Here is a 15,996-nt window from a genome sequence, read left to right on the forward strand (position 1 = left end):
AGCCGACGTGCTGACATCGACGATCCGGGGCCCAACCGGGCCCCATGGCCCCCTCTACTCAAGGCGGGTTCCGGCCGGTAGTGTCGCTCTCGACCCGGACCGGTCCCACGGATCACCCGCCGTGCGGTCCGCGGCATCATCTGATGCCGTATGTGTGATGCGCGTGGCATACCCCGAGCACCCCCGATGCTCGCCACGCGCATCACACTCTTCTTCCGGGATTACCCTTGAGCAAGTGACCTTCGCATCCTCCCTCCGACGCTTCGTCTGGGGTCGAGGAGCCGGTCTTCCGCGCGACGTGGTGGTGCTCGGCGTCGTGGCGTTCTTCGTGATGCTGGGCTTCGGCGTCGTCATCCCCGTGCTGCCCGTCTACGTGCGGAGCTTCGGCGTGGGCTACCTCGAAGTCGGCGCCGTGGTCTCGGTGTTTGCCGTGATGCGGCTCGTCGCCAACCCGTTCGTGGGGCGCCTCGTCGACGCCGCGGGGGAGCGCGTCATCCTGGCCATCGGGATCGGCATCGTGGCCGTCTCGAGCGCCCTCGTGGGCCTCGCCGACAGCTACCTGCAGGTGCTGCTGCTCCGCGGGGCCGGCGGCATCGGATCGGCCATGTTCTCGGTGGCGGCCATGACGCTGCTGCTCGCCTCCACCGACCCCTCGGTGCGCGGCAGGGCCGTGGGGTTCTACCAGGGCGGCTTCCTCATCGGAGGCATGGCTGGGCCCGCCGTGGGCGGGCTCCTCGCCGCCATCTCGCTGCAGGCGCCGTTCTTCTTCTACGCCGGAACGCTCGTGGTGGCGGGCGGGGTGGGCTTCGTATTGCTGCGGCGGCATATACGCACCGACGTGAAGACGGCCGAGCCACCGAGGCCGTTCCGCGAGGTGCTCAGGGATCGCCGCTACCAGTCGGCGCTGCTCGCGAACCTCGCTCAGGGCTGGTCGGCCATGGGGGTGCGCACCGCCCTCATCCCGGTGCTCGTGGTGGAGGTGCTGCACGGGGAGCCCGCCTGGACGGGCATCGCCTTCGCCGTGGCGGCCGTGGTGCAGACCCTCGCGCTCGTGCCGGCGGGGAGGTTCGTCGACACCGTGGGCCGGCGACCGGCCATCGCGGGCTCGTTCGCCGTGGGGGCCGTGGTGATGCTCGCCATCCCGCTTGTCGACTCGCTGTGGCTGCTCATCGTGCTGCTGTGCATCTACGGGGCGGCGGCGGCCTTCATGGGCACGGCACCGGCGGCCTCGGTGGGCGACGCGGCCGGCGGGAGGGGCGGCCAGCCGGTCGCGGTCTTCCAGGCGGTGGCGGATGCGGGGGCCATCGTGGGCCCCCTCGTGGCGGGCCTGCTCGTCGACGCGTTCTCGTTCGAGGCCGCCTTCGCCTCGGCCTTCCTCCTCATGGCCGCCGCCTCGCTCTTCGCCCTCCGCATGCCCCGCGGCGGCGCCCCCGAGCCCACTCCGGCACCCGTCGACGCGCCCGACCCCACCAAGGCGGCCTGACCCACGAGGGCGGCCTGACCCACTAGGGCGGCCTGACCCCGCTCGACTCAGTGGGCGGCGGACTGCGCGGCGAGCACCTCGGCGTAGCGGCCCTCCGCGGTCGCGAAGCGCTGCCAGTGCACGCGGCCCACGAGCACCTCCGGAGCATCGGGATGCGCCGTCAGCAGGCTCATGACCTCGTCGAGGAACTCCTCGAGCGGCATCGCGTAGTCGGTCTGGTCGAGCCCCATGAGGGTCGTGCCCACGGCGGGCGGCACGAGCTCGACGACCTGCACCGAGGTGCCCGCGAGCTGCACCCGCATCGACTCGGTGAACGCGTGGGTGGCGGCCTTCGTGGCGCTGTAGGTGGGGGTGGCCGGCAGCGGCACGAACGCGAGGCCAGACGAGACCGTCATGAACGTCGACGCCGGGCGCGTCAGCAGGTGGGGCACGAACGCCGCGGCGAGACGGATCGGCCCGAGCAGGTTCGTGGCCACCGTGCGCTCGGCGAGCTCGAGGAAGCCGGGATCGCGCAGATCCTCCGGCTGCATGATGCCCGCCATCGCGATCACGGCGTCGAGCGAGGGATGGGCGGCGAGCACCTCGGCGGCGGCCCGCTCGATCGAGGCGGGGTCGGTGGTGTCGATCTCGACGCCGACGAGGCCAGGGTGCTCCTCGGTGAGGCGGTCGAGCAGCTCGCGGCGGCGACCGCCGATGATGACGGTGCTGCCCGCGGCCTGCAGGCGGAGTGCGAGCCCCAGGCCGATGCCCGAGGTCGCGCCGGGAAGGAAGACGGTGGTTGAGGTGATGTCCATGACCCGAGTCAACGCTCCCCGACGCATCCGCACCAGGACAAGCGCAGCCACTGAACGCCATGCAGTGGCTGAGGCGACGGGAACCCGCGAGAGTGGGGGAGGCGCCGGATGCAGCGGTGCCAGGAGGGACGGCGATGGACCGGTCGGCATTCGGAGCGTTCGTACGCGGCAGGCGCGAGGCGCTGCAGCCCGAAGACGTGGGGCTCGGCCGCGGTGCGCGCCGCCGCACGAGCGGTCTGCGGCGGGAGGAGGTGGCCGGCCTCGCCGGCATGTCCTCCGACTACCTCGCGCGGCTCGAGCGCGGAGACGGCCCGCAGCCCTCCGAGCAGATGGTCGCGGCCCTCGCCAGAGGCCTCCGCCTCACCACGGGGGAGCGCGACCACCTCTTCCTGCTCGCCGGCCACCGCCCGCCCGCCCGAGCGGCGTCGAGTCGGCACGTGGGGCCCGGCCTCATGCGCATCCTCGACCGGCTGGCCGACGACACCCCCGCCCAGATCATGGGATCGCTCGGCGAGACCCTCGTGCAGACCCCGGCGGCCGTGGCGCTCCTCGGCGACCAGACCTCCCACACCGGCCCGGCGCGCAGTTCGACCTATCGCTGGTTCACCGACCCCGCGAGCCGCGACATCTACCCCGCGGAGGACCACCCGCGGCACGCTCGCGTGCAGGTGGCGCAGCTGAGGCGGTCGGCCGCGGTGCACGGCCCCGACTCGGAGCCCGCGGCCCTCGTGGCGCACCTGCTCGAGAGCGTCCCGGAGTTCGCCGCCCTCTGGGACCAGAACGACGTCGACGTGCGCTTCACCGAGGAGAAGCGCTTCGTGAACCCCGAGGTGGGCGAGCTCAGCCTCTACTGCCAGGTGGTGCACGACCCCGACCAGGCGCAGTCGCTGCTTGTGTTCACCGCGACCCCGGGCACCGAGAGCGCCGAGAAGCTCGCCCTGCTCGTGGTGCTCGGGGCCCAGGTCGTGCCCACACCCCTCCGCGTCACCGCCCTCTAGAGGAACTCGGCGAGGAAGCCGCGCATCGATTCGATGAGGGTGAGCCGGGAGGACGCACGCCGGTACTCGTGGCCCTCGCCCTCGAGCTCGAGGTACGAGACCGGGCGATCGAGTGCCCGCAGCGCGGCCACGATGCGGTGCGCCTCACCGATCGGCACGTTCGTGTCGAGCTCCCCGTGCACCACGAGCAGCGGCACGCGGATGCGGTCGGCCTGCTCGAGCGGTGAGATGGACCGCAGGAACTCGCGGTCATCCTCCGGGTGCCCGTACTTCGTCAAGGCGGCCGCTGCGATCCACGGCTCCGTCTCCTCGTAGAAGTGCAGCAGGTGCGACATGCCGCAGATGTCGACCCCCGCCGCGAACACTCCCGGAGTGAACGCGAGGGCCGCGAGCGTGAGGTAGCCGCCGTAGGAGCGCCCCGTCACCGCGATGCGGTCGGGCGCGGCCACACCGATCTCCACGAGGTGCCTGGCCGCGGCCGTCACATCGTCGAAGGCGCCCTGCCTGCCGTGCACGTCGTCGGCGTGCACGAACTCGCGGCCGAAGCCCGAGGAGCCGCGCACGTTGGGCGCGAACACCGCCACTCCCGAGGCCGCGAGCACCTGGTGCTGCGGGCTGAAGGTGGGCCGCTCCTGCGACTCGGGGCCGCCGTGCAGGTGCAGCATGGCGCGGCCGGGCACCGCGGGCGGCTCGGGCGAGCGCAGCAGCCACGGGGTGGGCGATGGCGCCTCGGAGTCGCCGAGGTCGTGGGTCTCGGGCACACGGTAGAGCCACCCCGTGATCTCGAGGCCGTCGCGCGAGCGGTAGCGCTCGAGCGTGGGCACCACGAGCCGCACGGGCGGCAGCTCGGGCACGGCGGTCACGCGCGTCCACGCGAAGCCCGCGGTGTCGAGCCGCCAGAGCTCACGGGGGCGCTGGGGGCCCTCCACGGCGAGCAGCACGCTGCCCCCGTCACGGCTCAGCACGGGGCTGGTCGCCACGGCTCCCGGCAGCCCGGGCACGGGCTCGAAGCGACCGCTCACGGTGTCGTAGAGCTCGAGCTCGCTGCGCCCCTCCACGTTCCACACGAGCAGCAGCATGCGCCCCTCGTCGTCGGCGTCGAGGGCCTCGAGCTCGGCGTCCGGTCGCTCCGCGAGCACCCGGGGCGGCCGCGACCAGTCGTCGGGATCGACCGGGTAGGCGATGAGCTGCCGCCGGGGCAGCCCCACCTCGGTCGCCGCGTAGATCATGCCGGGGGCGGCCTCGCCGGGAGGGGAGGGGCGGATGAACGCCACCTCGGTGGCGCCCGTCGCCGGGTGCGGCATGACCGGGTGGTCGACATCCGTCTCGCGGTCGACGACCACGCAGAACTCGCGGCCCCGCCGGCCGTCGCGCATCACGAGCATGCGCTCGTGCGCCGAGAGGTCGAGCACGTGGATGAGATCGCCGGTGGCGAGCAGGTCGAGCGATCCCGTGGCGGGATCGGCGAGGTAGGAGCGGGTGGGCTCGCCCGCCTCGGTGGCGGGAACGGTCACGACCACGCGGTGCCCGCTCCTCGTCCACGGGCCGAGCTCGGCGTGCCGCTCGGCGGGGCCTGAGACGCGCTTCGCGTCGGTGCCGTCGGGTCGCACCACCCACACCTGGGTGCGCACGCCGCCGTCGGTCGCCACGGCGCACGCGAGCCAGGCGCTGTCGGCCGACCAGCTCACCGAGATCACGGGGTCGCTCGAGAACGATACGAGCAGGGCCTCGGGGAGCTCCGTGGCGCCGGGATCCGGCACATCCTGCACCCACACCTCGGGCGAGCCGCCGCGATCGCTGATGAACGCGACCCTGGCGGCATCCGGGGTCATCGACGGGCCCCAGCTGCCCCAGGCTCCCACGAGCTGCTCGGCCAGGGTCTCGGACACTGTCTCTGTCACTTGGCTGCCCGTCATCGGATGCCGTGCTCCTGCAGCCACATCTCCAGCAGCGCGAGCTGCCAGAGCGCGTTCGAACCGAGCGTCGTGCGCGTGGTGTTGGGGTCGGCGAGCAGTCCCCGCACGGTGCCCTCGTCGAAGAGACCTCGCGCTCGGGCGGCCGGATCGCTGAGCGCGTCGCGCACACGCTCGAGGTAGGGCCCCTCGAGCTGGCGGATGGCCGGCACCGGGAAGTAGCCCTTGGTGCGGTCGATCACCTCGTCGGGCACGATGCCGCGGCTCGCGCGCTTGAGCACGCCCTTGCCGCCGTCGCTGAGCTTGAGGGCGGGCGGGATGGCGGCCACGAGCTCCACGAACTCGTGGTCGAGGAAGGGCACGCGCGCCTCGAGCCCCCACGCCATGGTCATGTTGTCGACGCGCTTCACGGGGTCGTCGACGAGCATCACGGTGGTGTCGTTGCGCAGGGCGGCATCCACCGAGGTCTCGGCGCCGGGCTCGGCGAAGCGGCGGCGGATGAACTCGGTCGGCGCATCCACGGGCGCCCCCTCGAGCCAGGCGGGGTTGAGCAGCGCGGTGAGCTCGGGCCAGCGGCGGTCGAAGAACACGCGCGAGTACGCCTCCACGGCGTCGGCCCGCGGAACGTCGGAGAGCGGCGGGTACCAGTCGTAGCCGCCGAGCACCTCGTCGGCGCCCTGGCCCGACTGCACCACCTTCACCGACTTCGACACGTCTTCGGAGAGCAGGTTGAAGGCCACGCAGTCGTGGCTCACCATCGGCTCGCTCATGGCGTGCACGGTGGCGTCGATGCCGGGCAGCAGGCGCGAGCTGTCGATCGAGATGCGGTGGTGGTCGGTGCCGAAGCGCTCGGCCACGAGGGTGGAGTACTCGAACTCGTCGCCCGACTCGCCGCCCGCCGAGTCGAACCCGATGCTGAAGGTCTGCAGATCCGTCTGCCCCGCCTCGGCGAGCAGCGCCACCACGAGGCTCGAGTCGATGCCGCCCGAGAGCAGCACCCCCACGGGCACGTCGGCCACCATGCGGCGCTCCACGGCGGTGCGGAGGCTCGCGATGACCGCGTCCTCCCAGTCCCGCTCGCTCCAGCCGGCCCTGTCGGCGTCGCGCACGAAGTCGGCGCGCCAGTAGACGTGCTCACGCGAGGTGCCGTCGGCCTCGATGACCCGCACGGTCGCCGGCGGCAGCTTGCGCACACCCGAGAGGATCGTGAGCGGAGCGGGCACCACCGAGTGGAAGGTCAGGTAGTACTGCAGCGCCTCGCGGTCGATCGACGCGTCGACGCCACCGCCCTCGAGCAGGGCGGGCAGGGTGGAGGCGAAGCGGATGCGCCCGCTCGAGGGCTCCTCGGCGAGGTAGAGCGGCTTGATGCCGAGCCGGTCGCGCGCGAGCACCGCGCGCCCGGAGGCGTGCTCCACGATCACGAACGCGAACATGCCGAGCAGGTGGTCGACGCAGTCGGTGCCCCACTCGGCGTACGCCTTGCCGATCACCTCGGTGTCGGAGTGCGAGAAGAAGCGGTGGCCCTTGCCCTCGAGCTCCTGGCGCAGCTGCCGGTGGTTGTAGATGCAGCCGTTGAAGGCCACGGTGAGGCCGAGCGCCGGGTCGACCATGGGCTGCGCGCCCGCGGCGCTCAGGTCGATGATCGAGAGCCGGCGGTGGCCGAGGGCTGCGCGGCCGTTCGACCAGAGGCCCGTGCCGTCCGGCCCCCGGTGGCGCTGGCAGGCCGTCATCCTGTCGACGGCGCCCAGGTCGGCGCTCGATCCGTCGAAGCGGAGCTCTCCCGCGAATCCGCACATGTCAGTGCTCCCATTCTGTGTTGTCGCTCGTCGGCGCGACGATCCACGTGTCCTTCGCACCGCCGCCCCTAGACGAGTTGACCACCATGCTCCCCGCCGGTGCCACGCGGGTGAGCGCGAGCGGGGCCACCACGAAGCCGCTCGGATGCGTGTCGCTCGCGTAGACGAACACCCGCAGGTCGACGTGCCGCGGCTCGAGCACGCTGCCCGCCGCTCCGGCGAGACCCGTGGCCGGCAGCGAGAAGGTGGGGTGCGACGAGAGCGGCACGACCTCCTGCGCCACCCACGCCGAAGGGTCGGCGGCGATGGCGGCTCGGCGCTCCGCCACGGCGGCGGCGCCAGCGGCGGGCCCGATGAGCACACCCTCCCCGCCGTGTCCGTCGACGGGCTTGGTCACGAGCTCGCCCACGCGCTCGAGCACCCCGCGCCGCTCGACCGCGTCGCGCGTGCGGTAGGTGGGCACCTGCTCGAGCAGCTGACGTTCGTCGAGGTAGTAGCCGATCATGGTGGGCACGTTGCAGTACATCGCCTTGTCGTCGGCCACGCCGTTGCCCGGCGCGTTCGCGAGCCGCACGGCGCCGGCGGCTGCCACCGCCATCACCCGCTCGCCGATCGGGTCGCCCGAGGAGCTCGTCGCCTCGGGCAGCTCGCCGTCGAGCCGCAGGTAGAGCGCGTCGATCCGCGTGCCGGTGGCACGGTCGACCACGTGATCCTCGGCCACGTCGATGTCGTCGACCCCGAGGAGCAGCAGCCCGGCACCCTCGGCCAGCGCGCGGTGCTCGAACCAGGCACCGCTCGCGGGGCCCGAGGAGAGCACCGCCGCCGTGCCGCTCGAGCCCTCCACGCCGAGCGCTCCCCTCAGCAGCGTGTACGTGCTCTCCGGGGCCAGCAGCTCGGTGGGGCGGGGCACGTTCGGCGCCACCTCGTCCATCATCGAGCGGATGGCGATGGCGTAGGCCGCGCCGCTCGGATTGCGCAGGTTGTCCTCGAGCACCCGCCAGCCGCCGAACTCGTTGCGCACGAGGTCGAAGCCGATCACGGCACTCCGCAGGCAGCCGGCGGGCAGTCGGCGGGCAGCATCGTGCCAGCCGGGCGCCCCCTCCACGTCGTCGCGCGGGATGACACCGTCGCCGAGGATCCGCTGCTCGCCGTACACGTCGCCGAGGAAGGCCTCGAGCGCGCGTGCGCGCTGCACGACCCCGGCCTCGATGGTGGCCCACTCGTGGGGGTTGATCACGCGGGGCACGAGGTCGACCGCGAACGGGCGGGGCCCATCGGCCGAGGCGAAGGTGAGATCGTGCTCGAGGATCCACGCGTCGGCCGCCCGCAGACTCTCGGCCACGGTTCCGCTCGTGAGGTTCTCGAAGTGCGCCACGATCTCCTCGTAGGCGGCGCGCGGCCGGGAGTTGGGGCCCACGGCCTCGTCTCCTGCTCGCGTGCGATAGGTGCGCAGCGCCGGAACGGCGGGCGGGATGCCGGAGGCCGGGCCCTGGGTCTCCTCCACGGCGAGCTTCACCACCGCGTCGAGCTCACCGCGCTCGGCGAAGGCCGCCCGCTGCCTGTCGGCGGAGTTGCCGCGGGCGAGCAGCGTGGTGGCGAGCTCGGTGACCTCCTCGAAGTCGCCGAGCTCCTCGAGCTGCGGCCGCAAGCGGCGGATGAGGTGCCGCACGGCGTGGGCCGCCGCCGTGGGGCGGGGGTGGGGCGTGTCGTCGAGCAGGTCGCCCGTGAGGCCGCTCCTGGCGGCCTGCCACATGGCGGCGCGGTGGATGGGCTCGGCCACGGGCACGAACGGCCGGCCGGCCTCGATGTCCTGCTCGGCCGCGCGCACCGTGGCGCGGAAGAGGCCGGCGATGAGCACGGCGTCGTCGACGATGGGGCACGCGTCGCACACCCGCAGTTCGAGCGTGGGGGCGTGCGCGGAGGGTCGCACCTCGAAGTAGGCCATCTTGTCGTCGGCGATCACACCCGTGGAGATGAGGTCGCTGAGCAGCTCGTCGTACTGGGCAGCGCTCGCGAGCGGGCCCGTGGAGCCCGCGCTCGGCCAGCGCTGCCAGATGATCGAGCGGATGCTCGAGTAGCCGGTGTCGTGCCCGTTCCAGTACGGCGAGCTGGCCGAGAGGGCGAGCAGCACGGGCAGGTCGCGCGAGACGCGCTGGGCGATGTCGATCGCGAGATCCCGATCCGACACCCCCACATGGATCTGGGTGCCGCAGATGAGCTGCTCGTCCACGAGCATGCGGTACTGCTCCTGCATGCGGCCGTAGCGGCCCGTGGTCGTGAGCTCGAAGTCGGCGAACTCGGAACGAGGCGCCGTGCCCACGCACGCGATGCCGATGCCGTCGGGGGCCGCCGCATCCACCACGCCCTTGCGCAGCCGCATGAGCTCGGTGCGGAGCCCGTCGAGACTCGAGACCACGTCGGTGTTGGTCTCCACCGTGGTGCGCTGGATCTCGGCCGAGTAGTTCTCGGCGGGCAGCCGCGAGAGCAGCTGCGGCGCCCTCGCCGAGAGCTTCCCGCTCTCGAGATCGATGAGGTGGAGCTCTTCTTCCGCGCCCAGCGTCAACTCCGCAGCCATGCCGCACACCCTACGGGGGGAGGGGCCCGATCGTCTGCTGTTCCCGCCGATTCGCCAGACGATGCTTCGAGCCTTGATAGCCTGGGCGAGACGGAAATGGAGAGGCACATGGCAGAGCTGCTGTACGGACTACTCGGCTTGATCACCCTGGGTGGACTGATCACGGGCCTCGCTGCGCTCGTCGCGATCATCCGCGCTCCCTACGACGAGAGCTGATCCGGAACGGCCGAACTGAACCACGCGCTCGCCGCTGTCAAGCCCGTAGCGGGTCGGTCGGCCGTCGCCGTTCACTGACAAGGTGCCCTTACCAGCTGCGCCCATCCCCGCTGTGCCCTCACCCGCTGCGCCCGTACCCGCGGTGACCGTCTCGGTCGTCATCCCCGTCAAAGACGATGCCGAACGCCTCGCGGTCTGCCTCAGGGCGCTGCGTCGGCAGACCGTGCTCCCCTCCGAGATCGTCGTGGTCGACAACGCCTCCACAGATGACTCGGCCGCCGTGGCGAAGGCCGGCGGCGCCCGGGTGGTGCGGGAGAACCGGCCCGGCATCCCTGCGGCCGCCTCGGCCGGCTACGACGCGGCGCACGGCGACGTCATCCTGAGGCTCGACGCCGACACCATCCCCTCCCCGACCTGGATCGAGGCGGCCGTCACGGCCCTCGCGCGTCGCCCGCGCGTCGGTGCGGTCACGGGGGGCGCGACGTTCTCGGGCGGTCCACGCTGGCTGCGCGGGGTGGGGGCCGCCGTGTACCTCGGTGCCTACTACGTGGCGCTCACTCCCGCCCTCGGCCACGTGCCGTTGTTCGGCTCCAACTTCGCGATGCGGCGGGAGGCCTGGCACACGGCCGCGTTCGCGGTGCACCGACGCGACCCCGAGCTGCACGACGACCTCGATCTCGCCTTCCATCTCGGGTCGCGCCGTCGCATCCGCTACGCCCCCGGCATGGTGGTGCAGATCTCGCACCGGCCGATGACCGACGCCTCGTCGATGGTGAAGCGGTTCCGCCGGGGCTTCCGCACGGTGTTCGTGCACTGGCCGCACGATCTGCCGTGGCTGCGCTGGGCCCGCTCCGTGTGGGGGCGGCTGGGGCACGGCACGTCGAAGGTGCCGGGTGCGCCTGGATCGCTCGGATCACCCGGATCGCGCGGATCGCGCGGGTCACCCGGATCGCTCGGCGGCGTCAGGCCTGCCGGGCTCGTCGCAGTGGCACGGCCGCCAGCACGATCCCGGCGATGACGGCGCCGAGTCCGCCCATCGCCATGTCGCCGATCGTGTCGTCGTACTCCACGAAGATCTCGCCGCTGATGAAGGTGTGACCGATCCACTCCACCATCTCCCACACGGCGCTCAGGGCGAGACCGAGGGTCGCTGAGAGCACGAGAGCGGTGGCGGGGGTGAAGCGGTCGTCGGCGGGATCCATCACGACTCCCATTTGGGCGAGCAGCAGGTAGAGCATCACGGCGATCACGCCCGTGCAGGCGAAGTGCACGAGCACGTCCCACCAGGGGATGCGGGTGTAGAGGTCGAGCACGTTGCTCCACCCCGCCACGAGCAGCAGCGCGCAGTAGACGATGTCGAAGCCGGGGCGCACCCCGAGGAACCTCGGCAGCAGCAGCCCGGGCAGCACGAAGGCGAGCACTCCGGCGTCTGTGGGGCCGAAGGCGATGGCCGCCACGAGCACACCCACGGCGCCGAGCACGCGGAGGGCGTCGGCGACCATCTCAAGCGCGCCGTGCGGGCGGCGGAGGAACGCGGCGATCATCGGATGCGGGGCCGCCTGCGCCGGGTCGATGGTCAAGAGGGATCGGGCAGGCGCAGCACGGCCTGCACCGACAGGTGGTCGGACGGCCAGGCGCCGCGGGGTCGGCGCGCGTTGAGGCCGATCCGCTCCACCCGCACGTCGGGGGTCACGGCGATCCAGTCGATCCGCTTGCGCTCGAGCCGCGGTGCTCGGTAGTTGGGGAAGGTGCCCCACTCGGGAGTGAGGCGCTTCTCGGCCGCACCCCACGCATCCACGAGCGTGCCGTCGCCGAGGAGCTCGGTGAGCGGGGCGGTGCGCTCGCCGCTGTTGAGGTCGCCCGTCACCACGGCGGGGAGCCCGCGGTCGGCCACGAGGAGGCGCACGAACTCCGCGGAGCGCACCCTCGCGCGGCGGGAGAAGTTGTCGAAGTGGGTGTTGACGGCGAGAAAGCGGGTGCCGGTGGTGCGGTCGCGCAGCTCGGCCTCCACGAGCACGCGCGGGGTGAGGTTGCCCCAGGATCGCGAGCCGTCGACGTCGGGGGTGTCGGAGAGCGCCACTTGCGACCAGCGCAGCAGGTCGAGCCTGGTGGAGTCGTAGTAGAGCGGGCAGCCCTCGCCCTGGCCGTCGGCGTCGCGGCCGTGGCCCACCCGGTTGTAGGTGCTGCCGAGGGCTGCGGAGAGGGCGCGGTCCTGGTCGGGGAGCGCCTCCTGGGTGCCGAGCAGGGCCGGGCGTTCGGTCTGCAGAAGCGTGGCCACGGCGGGGGCGCGCACCGACCAGCGGTCGGCGCTCCTCGGGCCGGCGAAGGGGCCGAGCTGGGGCAGGCGGCGGCGGATGTTGAAGCTCATGACGTGCAGCTCGGGCGGTTCGACCTGCCCGATGAGTGCTGTTCCGGTCATCCTCCGAGCCTACGGTGGTCGGGCCGGTCGGACGGCGATCCTGGCCGACCCGTTGCGGGATCACCCGAACCCGTCCACGGTTAGTGGGTTACCCGAACTGAAATGGAACTCACAGCATGAGCTTTATCGCCTTCCTCATTCTCGGCCTGATCGCCGGCGCCATCGCCAAGCTGATCCTCCCCGGCAAGCAGGGCGGCGGCATCATCGTCACCCTGATCCTCGGTGTGGTCGGTGCCCTTCTCGGCGGCTGGCTGGGCGGCCTCCTCTTCAACGTGAACCTCGAAGAGTTCTGGTCGATCCAGACCTGGGTCGTCGCCATCGTCGGCTCCATCGTGGTGCTGCTCATCTACGGCCTCATCTTCGGCCGCAAGAACCGCCGCGCGTAGAGCGCACTCTCCGTCGGCCGGCGGTGCTGCCCTCAGGGGCGGTGCCGTCGGCCTTCGTGTTTCTCGGGTTCTTCGTCTTTCTCAGGTTCTTCGTGTCCCGGGTGTTTCTCGGGTTCTTCGTGTCCCGGGTGTTTCTCGGGTTCTTCGTGGTCCCGGTGAGCGATGACCACCGTGGCGTCGAGCTCATCGGAGCGGCGGATCTCGGCTGGCAGGCCCGCTGAGAGGAAGATGCTCCGGGTGGCGGATGCCTGGGATTCGCTCGTCTCGATCAGCAAGTGCCCGCCCGGGGCCAGCCAGCGGCCGGCCTCCTTGGCGATACGGCGATGCACGTCGAGCCCGTCGTCGCCTCCGTCGAGAGCGACTCGTGCCTCGTGCAGCCTCGCCTCGGGTGGCATGGTGCGGATGGCGATACTCGGCACGTAGGGCGCATTCACCACGACCACGTCGAGACGCCCCACCAGCTCCCGCGGCAGCGCCTCGAACAGATCCCCCTGCCGCACCCGCTCCGCCCCCACATTGCGCCGAGCCCACTCCACGGCCGCGCCGTCCACGTCGCACGCCCACACCTCCCCCACCCCCGCGAGATCCGCCTCACCGGCGCGAGCGACCTCCCGCTCCGCGAGTGCCAGGCGGGCCGTGATCGCGGTCGCCACCGCGCCCGACCCGCAGCACAGGTCGAGCACCACGGAATCGTGACGCACGACCTCCATCGCGCACTCCACCAGGAACCGGGTGCGTGTGCGCGGCACGAACACCCCGGGCCCCACCAGCACGCGCAGCCCGTCGAACTCCGCCCACCCCAGCAGATGCTCGAGCGGCGCGCCACCCACGCGCCCGGCCACGAGCTCATCGAGCAGCGCGATCCCGCCCGCCCGCTCGGCCACCACCTCGACGATCAGTCGCGCCTCCTCCTCGGCGAACACGCACCCGGCCCCGCGCAGCCGCACCACCACCTTCTCGAACTCCGCCCCCGCATCCGCACCCGCCCCCGCACCCGCATCCGCGTCTACGTCCACATCCGCACCCGCACCCGCACCCGCATCCGCGTCTACGTCCACATCCGCACCCGCGTCCACGTCCGGATCCTGGCGCGAGGCGGCATCCGCGTCCGTGCTCACGGCGACGGCTCGGGGTCGGTGGCCATCGCGTCGCGGAGTCGCCTCGGGGCCCGGCTCTCCCAGGCCTCGCGGAGCAGCTCGCCGAGCTCCGCTTGCCCGATCCGCTCGAGGCGCACGAGCACCGACGCGTGACCGTCGTAGTGGGGCACGGTGAAGAAGGTCCCCGGATCCCGCTGCAGCAGTGCCTCGCGTTCGCCCAGGTCGGCGCGCCAGCACACGAGCACCCCGGGCTCCTCGTGCAGCCGTGCGAAGATGCGGCCGGCCACGTACCACGACGCCATGCCGTGCGAGGGCCGCTCCTCCACGGAGGGCAGCCCCATGGCCAGCCGTCGCACGTCGTCGTCCGCACTCATGCCCCCATAGTTCCACGGCCGGGCCCGCGGCTGAAGGTGGGCGGTAGGAGTCGCCGGGCGGGGAAGGGTGGTGGGCGCCAGCGGGGTGGGGTGGGCAATGTGGGCGGGGTGGTGGGCGCCGGCGGGGTGGGCGAAGTGGGCGGGCCGGGCAGGGTGGGCGTGGATAGGCTGGGTGGGTCGGCGGCGCGGAAGGAGCGGACGTGGCTCTGAGCGTGCGCACCCTGCTCGCCGACGGGCGGTTCCGGCTCGAGCTGGCTCCCGGCCCCTGGAACGCGGGCGACGCCGCCGCCGACGCGCTGCTCGACGCCCCGCTCACCTGGGCGCACAGCTCCGACCTCGCCGACCCCACGCCCTGGCTCGACGAGGGCCAGCTCCTCCTCACCGACGGCGCCCAGTTCGCCCCCGACGGCACGGTCTCCGACCGCTCCCTCCCCACCCGCCGCCCCGCCGCATCCGCCCCGCCCGCCAACGCCACCTTGCGCACCATCGCATCCGCCGGCACCGCCGCCTCGCCCGCCGCCGCATCCGCTCCGCCCGCCACGTCCCCCGCTGACCCGCCCGGCGCCGCCGCATTCGCCGCCACCGCCACCTCGCCCGCGCATGCGGCGGCGGCGGGGGGCGGCGGGGCGGGCGGGCCCGTGCGGGCGTATGTCGATCGGTTGAACGCGCGGGGGATTCGGGCGCTCGGGTTCGCCACCGGGGTCGTGCACGACGAGGTGCCTGCCGCCCTCGTGGAGGCGTGCGCCGCCACCTCCCTCCCCCTCCTCGTGATGGACGAGACCACCCCCTTCATCGGCATCGTCCGCTCCGTGGCCGACGCCATCGCCACCGAGCAGCGCGAGCGCCTCGAGTGGTCGCTCGACGCCCAGCGCGCCGTGGCCCGTGCGGCGCTCAGGGTCGACGGCCTCGGCGCCATCCTGCTCGAGCTCTCCCGCCGCCTCGACTGCTGGGTGGCGCTCTTCGACTCCGTGGGCAACGTGCTGCGCGTGCCCGGCCTGCGCGGCGTGCCGGCCGACCTCGACCGGGTGGTGGCGGATGCGGTGGCGTCGGCCCTCGGCAAGGGATCGCGGGCCGGCCTCAGCATCATCGAGGCGGGCGGAGGCATCTCGCTGCAGACGCTCGGGCAGCGAGGTCACCTGCGCGGCGTGCTCGCGGTGGGCGCGACCGAACCTCTCGACTCCGCGGGCCACGACCTGCTCGCGAGCGTGATCGGCCTCGCGAGCATCGCGCTCGAGCAGCGCCGCACCCTCGATGCCGCCAGGCGGCGCCTCCGCACGGGCCTCTTCGAACTCGTGCTCTCGGGCGTGGCCGACCGCACCGCCGGCGGTCTCTGGGGCCCCCTGCCGACCGAGCCCGTGAGGCTCGCCGTGGTGGTGGGTGAGGTGCACGGCCAGTCCCTGCTCGACGAGCTCGAGCTGCAGGCCGACGAGAACAGCGGCCGCCTCTTCTTCGCCGAGCGAGGCGACGAGATCGTGCTCGTGACCGAGCACGACGATCTCGCCGCCTCGCAGGCCCTCCTCGCCAGGCACGGCCTCGCAGCGGGGGTCTCGGGCCCGGTGTCGTGGCACGAGCTCACACGCGCGCTGAGCGAGGCCAGGCACGCCGCCGGATCCGTGACCCGGGACGCCCCCGTGGTGCTCTTCGAGCACCTCGCCGAGCAGGGCATGCACGGTCTGCTCGTGGCCTCGGGCGGCGACCGGGTGGCCAGGCGCATGCTGCAGCCCGTGCTCGACCTGCCCATCGCCGAGCGCGACACGGTGCTCACCACGCTGCGTGTGTGGCTCACGCACAACGGCGCCTGGGACCCCGCCGCGCGCGAGCTCGGCACCCACCGCCACACCCTGCGCAACCGCATCCGTGCCGCCGAGACACTCCTGGGCCTCGACCTCGACACCTTCGCCGGTCGCGCAGAGCTCTGGTCGGCCCTGCAGCTGGTGGCCTGACC

Annotated in this window: 13 protein-coding genes; 5 read left to right on the forward strand and 8 right to left on the reverse strand. The window is 72.7% G+C overall.

Annotation, left to right across the window (positions count from 1 at the left end; genetic code table 11):
- Nucleotides 1-235: 235 nt before the first annotated feature.
- Nucleotides 236-1,483, forward strand: coding sequence for an MFS transporter (locus ACEXQC_RS09820; RefSeq protein WP_374821065.1), 1,248 nt, complete (start codon nt 236-238; stop codon nt 1,481-1,483).
- Nucleotides 1,484-1,530: 47 nt separating this feature from the next.
- On the opposite strand, the gene ACEXQC_RS09825 is transcribed toward ACEXQC_RS09820, so the two are convergent.
- Complete coding sequence (locus ACEXQC_RS09825; RefSeq protein WP_374821067.1) at nt 1,531-2,277, reverse strand: SDR family oxidoreductase; 747 nt, start codon at nt 2,275-2,277, stop codon at nt 1,531-1,533.
- A 134-nt stretch (nt 2,278-2,411) separates the two neighbouring features.
- Between ACEXQC_RS09825 and ACEXQC_RS09830 the strand changes: the two genes are divergently transcribed.
- Entirely contained in the window at nt 2,412-3,275 is an 864-nt protein-coding gene (locus ACEXQC_RS09830) for a helix-turn-helix transcriptional regulator (RefSeq protein ID WP_374821070.1), read from the forward strand.
- On the opposite strand, the gene ACEXQC_RS09835 is transcribed toward ACEXQC_RS09830, so the two are convergent.
- Genes ACEXQC_RS09835 through ACEXQC_RS09845 form a run of 3 tightly spaced genes read right to left on the reverse strand, consistent with a single transcriptional unit; the run spans nt 3,272 to nt 9,559 of the window.
- Nucleotides 3,272-5,176, reverse strand: a complete 1,905-nt coding sequence (locus ACEXQC_RS09835; RefSeq protein WP_374821073.1) for a S9 family peptidase — start codon at nt 5,174-5,176, stop codon at nt 3,272-3,274. The genes ACEXQC_RS09830 and ACEXQC_RS09835 overlap by 4 nt on opposite strands.
- Nucleotides 5,177-5,187: 11 nt before the next feature.
- Nucleotides 5,188-6,984, reverse strand: a complete 1,797-nt coding sequence (locus ACEXQC_RS09840; protein WP_374821076.1) for an N-acetylglutaminylglutamine amidotransferase — start codon at nt 6,982-6,984, stop codon at nt 5,188-5,190.
- A 1-nt stretch (nt 6,985) separates the two neighbouring features.
- The gene (locus ACEXQC_RS09845) at nt 6,986-9,559 is read right to left on the reverse strand and encodes a glutamate--cysteine ligase (RefSeq protein ID WP_374821079.1); all 2,574 of its coding nucleotides are present in this window, start codon (nt 9,557-9,559) and stop codon (nt 6,986-6,988) included.
- 298 nt (nt 9,560-9,857) lie between these two features.
- Between ACEXQC_RS09845 and ACEXQC_RS09850 the strand changes: the two genes are divergently transcribed.
- The gene (locus ACEXQC_RS09850) at nt 9,858-10,793 is read left to right on the forward strand and encodes a glycosyltransferase family 2 protein (RefSeq protein ID WP_374821082.1); all 936 of its coding nucleotides are present in this window, start codon (nt 9,858-9,860) and stop codon (nt 10,791-10,793) included.
- On the opposite strand, the gene ACEXQC_RS09855 is transcribed toward ACEXQC_RS09850, so the two are convergent.
- Together ACEXQC_RS09855 and ACEXQC_RS09860 are read right to left on the reverse strand one after the other, a co-directional pair.
- Nucleotides 10,738-11,355 (reverse strand): DUF2238 domain-containing protein, encoded by a 618-nt coding sequence (locus tag ACEXQC_RS09855; protein WP_374821085.1) that lies wholly within the window; start codon nt 11,353-11,355, stop codon nt 10,738-10,740. The two genes, ACEXQC_RS09850 and ACEXQC_RS09855, sit on opposite strands and share 56 nt — an antisense overlap.
- Nucleotides 11,352-12,194: an endonuclease/exonuclease/phosphatase family protein gene (locus ACEXQC_RS09860; RefSeq protein WP_374821088.1), complete on the reverse strand. Its 843-nt coding sequence runs from the start codon at nt 12,192-12,194 to the stop codon at nt 11,352-11,354. The genes ACEXQC_RS09855 and ACEXQC_RS09860 overlap by 4 nt, the downstream gene beginning before the upstream one ends.
- Before the next feature lie 116 nt (nt 12,195-12,310).
- Here ACEXQC_RS09860 and ACEXQC_RS09865 point away from each other — a divergent pair, with 116 nt between their 5' ends.
- The gene (locus ACEXQC_RS09865; RefSeq protein WP_374821091.1) at nt 12,311-12,580 is read left to right on the forward strand and encodes a GlsB/YeaQ/YmgE family stress response membrane protein; all 270 of its coding nucleotides are present in this window, start codon (nt 12,311-12,313) and stop codon (nt 12,578-12,580) included.
- 32 nt (nt 12,581-12,612) lie between these two features.
- Here ACEXQC_RS09865 and ACEXQC_RS09870 read toward each other — a convergent pair whose 3' ends face one another.
- Nucleotides 12,613-13,698, reverse strand: a complete 1,086-nt coding sequence (locus tag ACEXQC_RS09870; RefSeq protein ID WP_374821094.1) for a putative protein N(5)-glutamine methyltransferase — start codon at nt 13,696-13,698, stop codon at nt 12,613-12,615.
- Nucleotides 13,695-14,051 (reverse strand): MmcQ/YjbR family DNA-binding protein, encoded by a 357-nt coding sequence (locus ACEXQC_RS09875; RefSeq protein WP_374821097.1) that lies wholly within the window; start codon nt 14,049-14,051, stop codon nt 13,695-13,697. Before ACEXQC_RS09875 ends, ACEXQC_RS09870 begins: the two co-directional genes overlap by 4 nt.
- 200 nt (nt 14,052-14,251) lie before the next feature.
- Here ACEXQC_RS09875 and ACEXQC_RS09880 point away from each other — a divergent pair, with 200 nt between their 5' ends.
- Nucleotides 14,252-15,994 carry a helix-turn-helix domain-containing protein gene (locus ACEXQC_RS09880; RefSeq protein WP_374821100.1) on the forward strand — a complete coding sequence of 581 codons (1,743 nt, stop codon included), beginning with the start codon at nt 14,252-14,254 and terminating at the stop codon, nt 15,992-15,994.
- Nucleotides 15,995-15,996 lie beyond the last annotated feature (2 nt).

Source organism: Herbiconiux liukaitaii, from assembly GCF_041927495.1.
GTDB classification, from domain to species: domain Bacteria; phylum Actinomycetota; class Actinomycetes; order Actinomycetales; family Microbacteriaceae; genus Herbiconiux; species Herbiconiux liukaitaii.

What these genes read in the sequence shown, in the direction of transcription:
- ACEXQC_RS09825 (WP_374821067.1), bottom strand. Translation starts at nt 2,277, where the DNA reads ATGGACATCACCTCAACCACCGTCTTCCTTCCCGGCGCGACCTCGGGC.
- ACEXQC_RS09830 (WP_374821070.1), top strand. Translation starts at nt 2,412, where the DNA reads ATGGACCGGTCGGCATTCGGAGCGTTCGTACGCGGCAGGCGCGAGGCG.
- ACEXQC_RS09840 (WP_374821076.1), bottom strand. Translation starts at nt 6,984, where the DNA reads ATGTGCGGATTCGCGGGAGAGCTCCGCTTCGACGGATCGAGCGCCGAC.
- ACEXQC_RS09845 (WP_374821079.1), bottom strand. Translation starts at nt 9,559, where the DNA reads ATGGCTGCGGAGTTGACGCTGGGCGCGGAAGAAGAGCTCCACCTCATC.
- ACEXQC_RS09860 (WP_374821088.1), bottom strand. Translation starts at nt 12,194, where the DNA reads ATGACCGGAACAGCACTCATCGGGCAGGTCGAACCGCCCGAGCTGCAC.
- ACEXQC_RS09865 (WP_374821091.1), top strand. Translation starts at nt 12,311, where the DNA reads ATGAGCTTTATCGCCTTCCTCATTCTCGGCCTGATCGCCGGCGCCATC.
- ACEXQC_RS09875 (WP_374821097.1), bottom strand. Translation starts at nt 14,051, where the DNA reads ATGAGTGCGGACGACGACGTGCGACGGCTGGCCATGGGGCTGCCCTCC.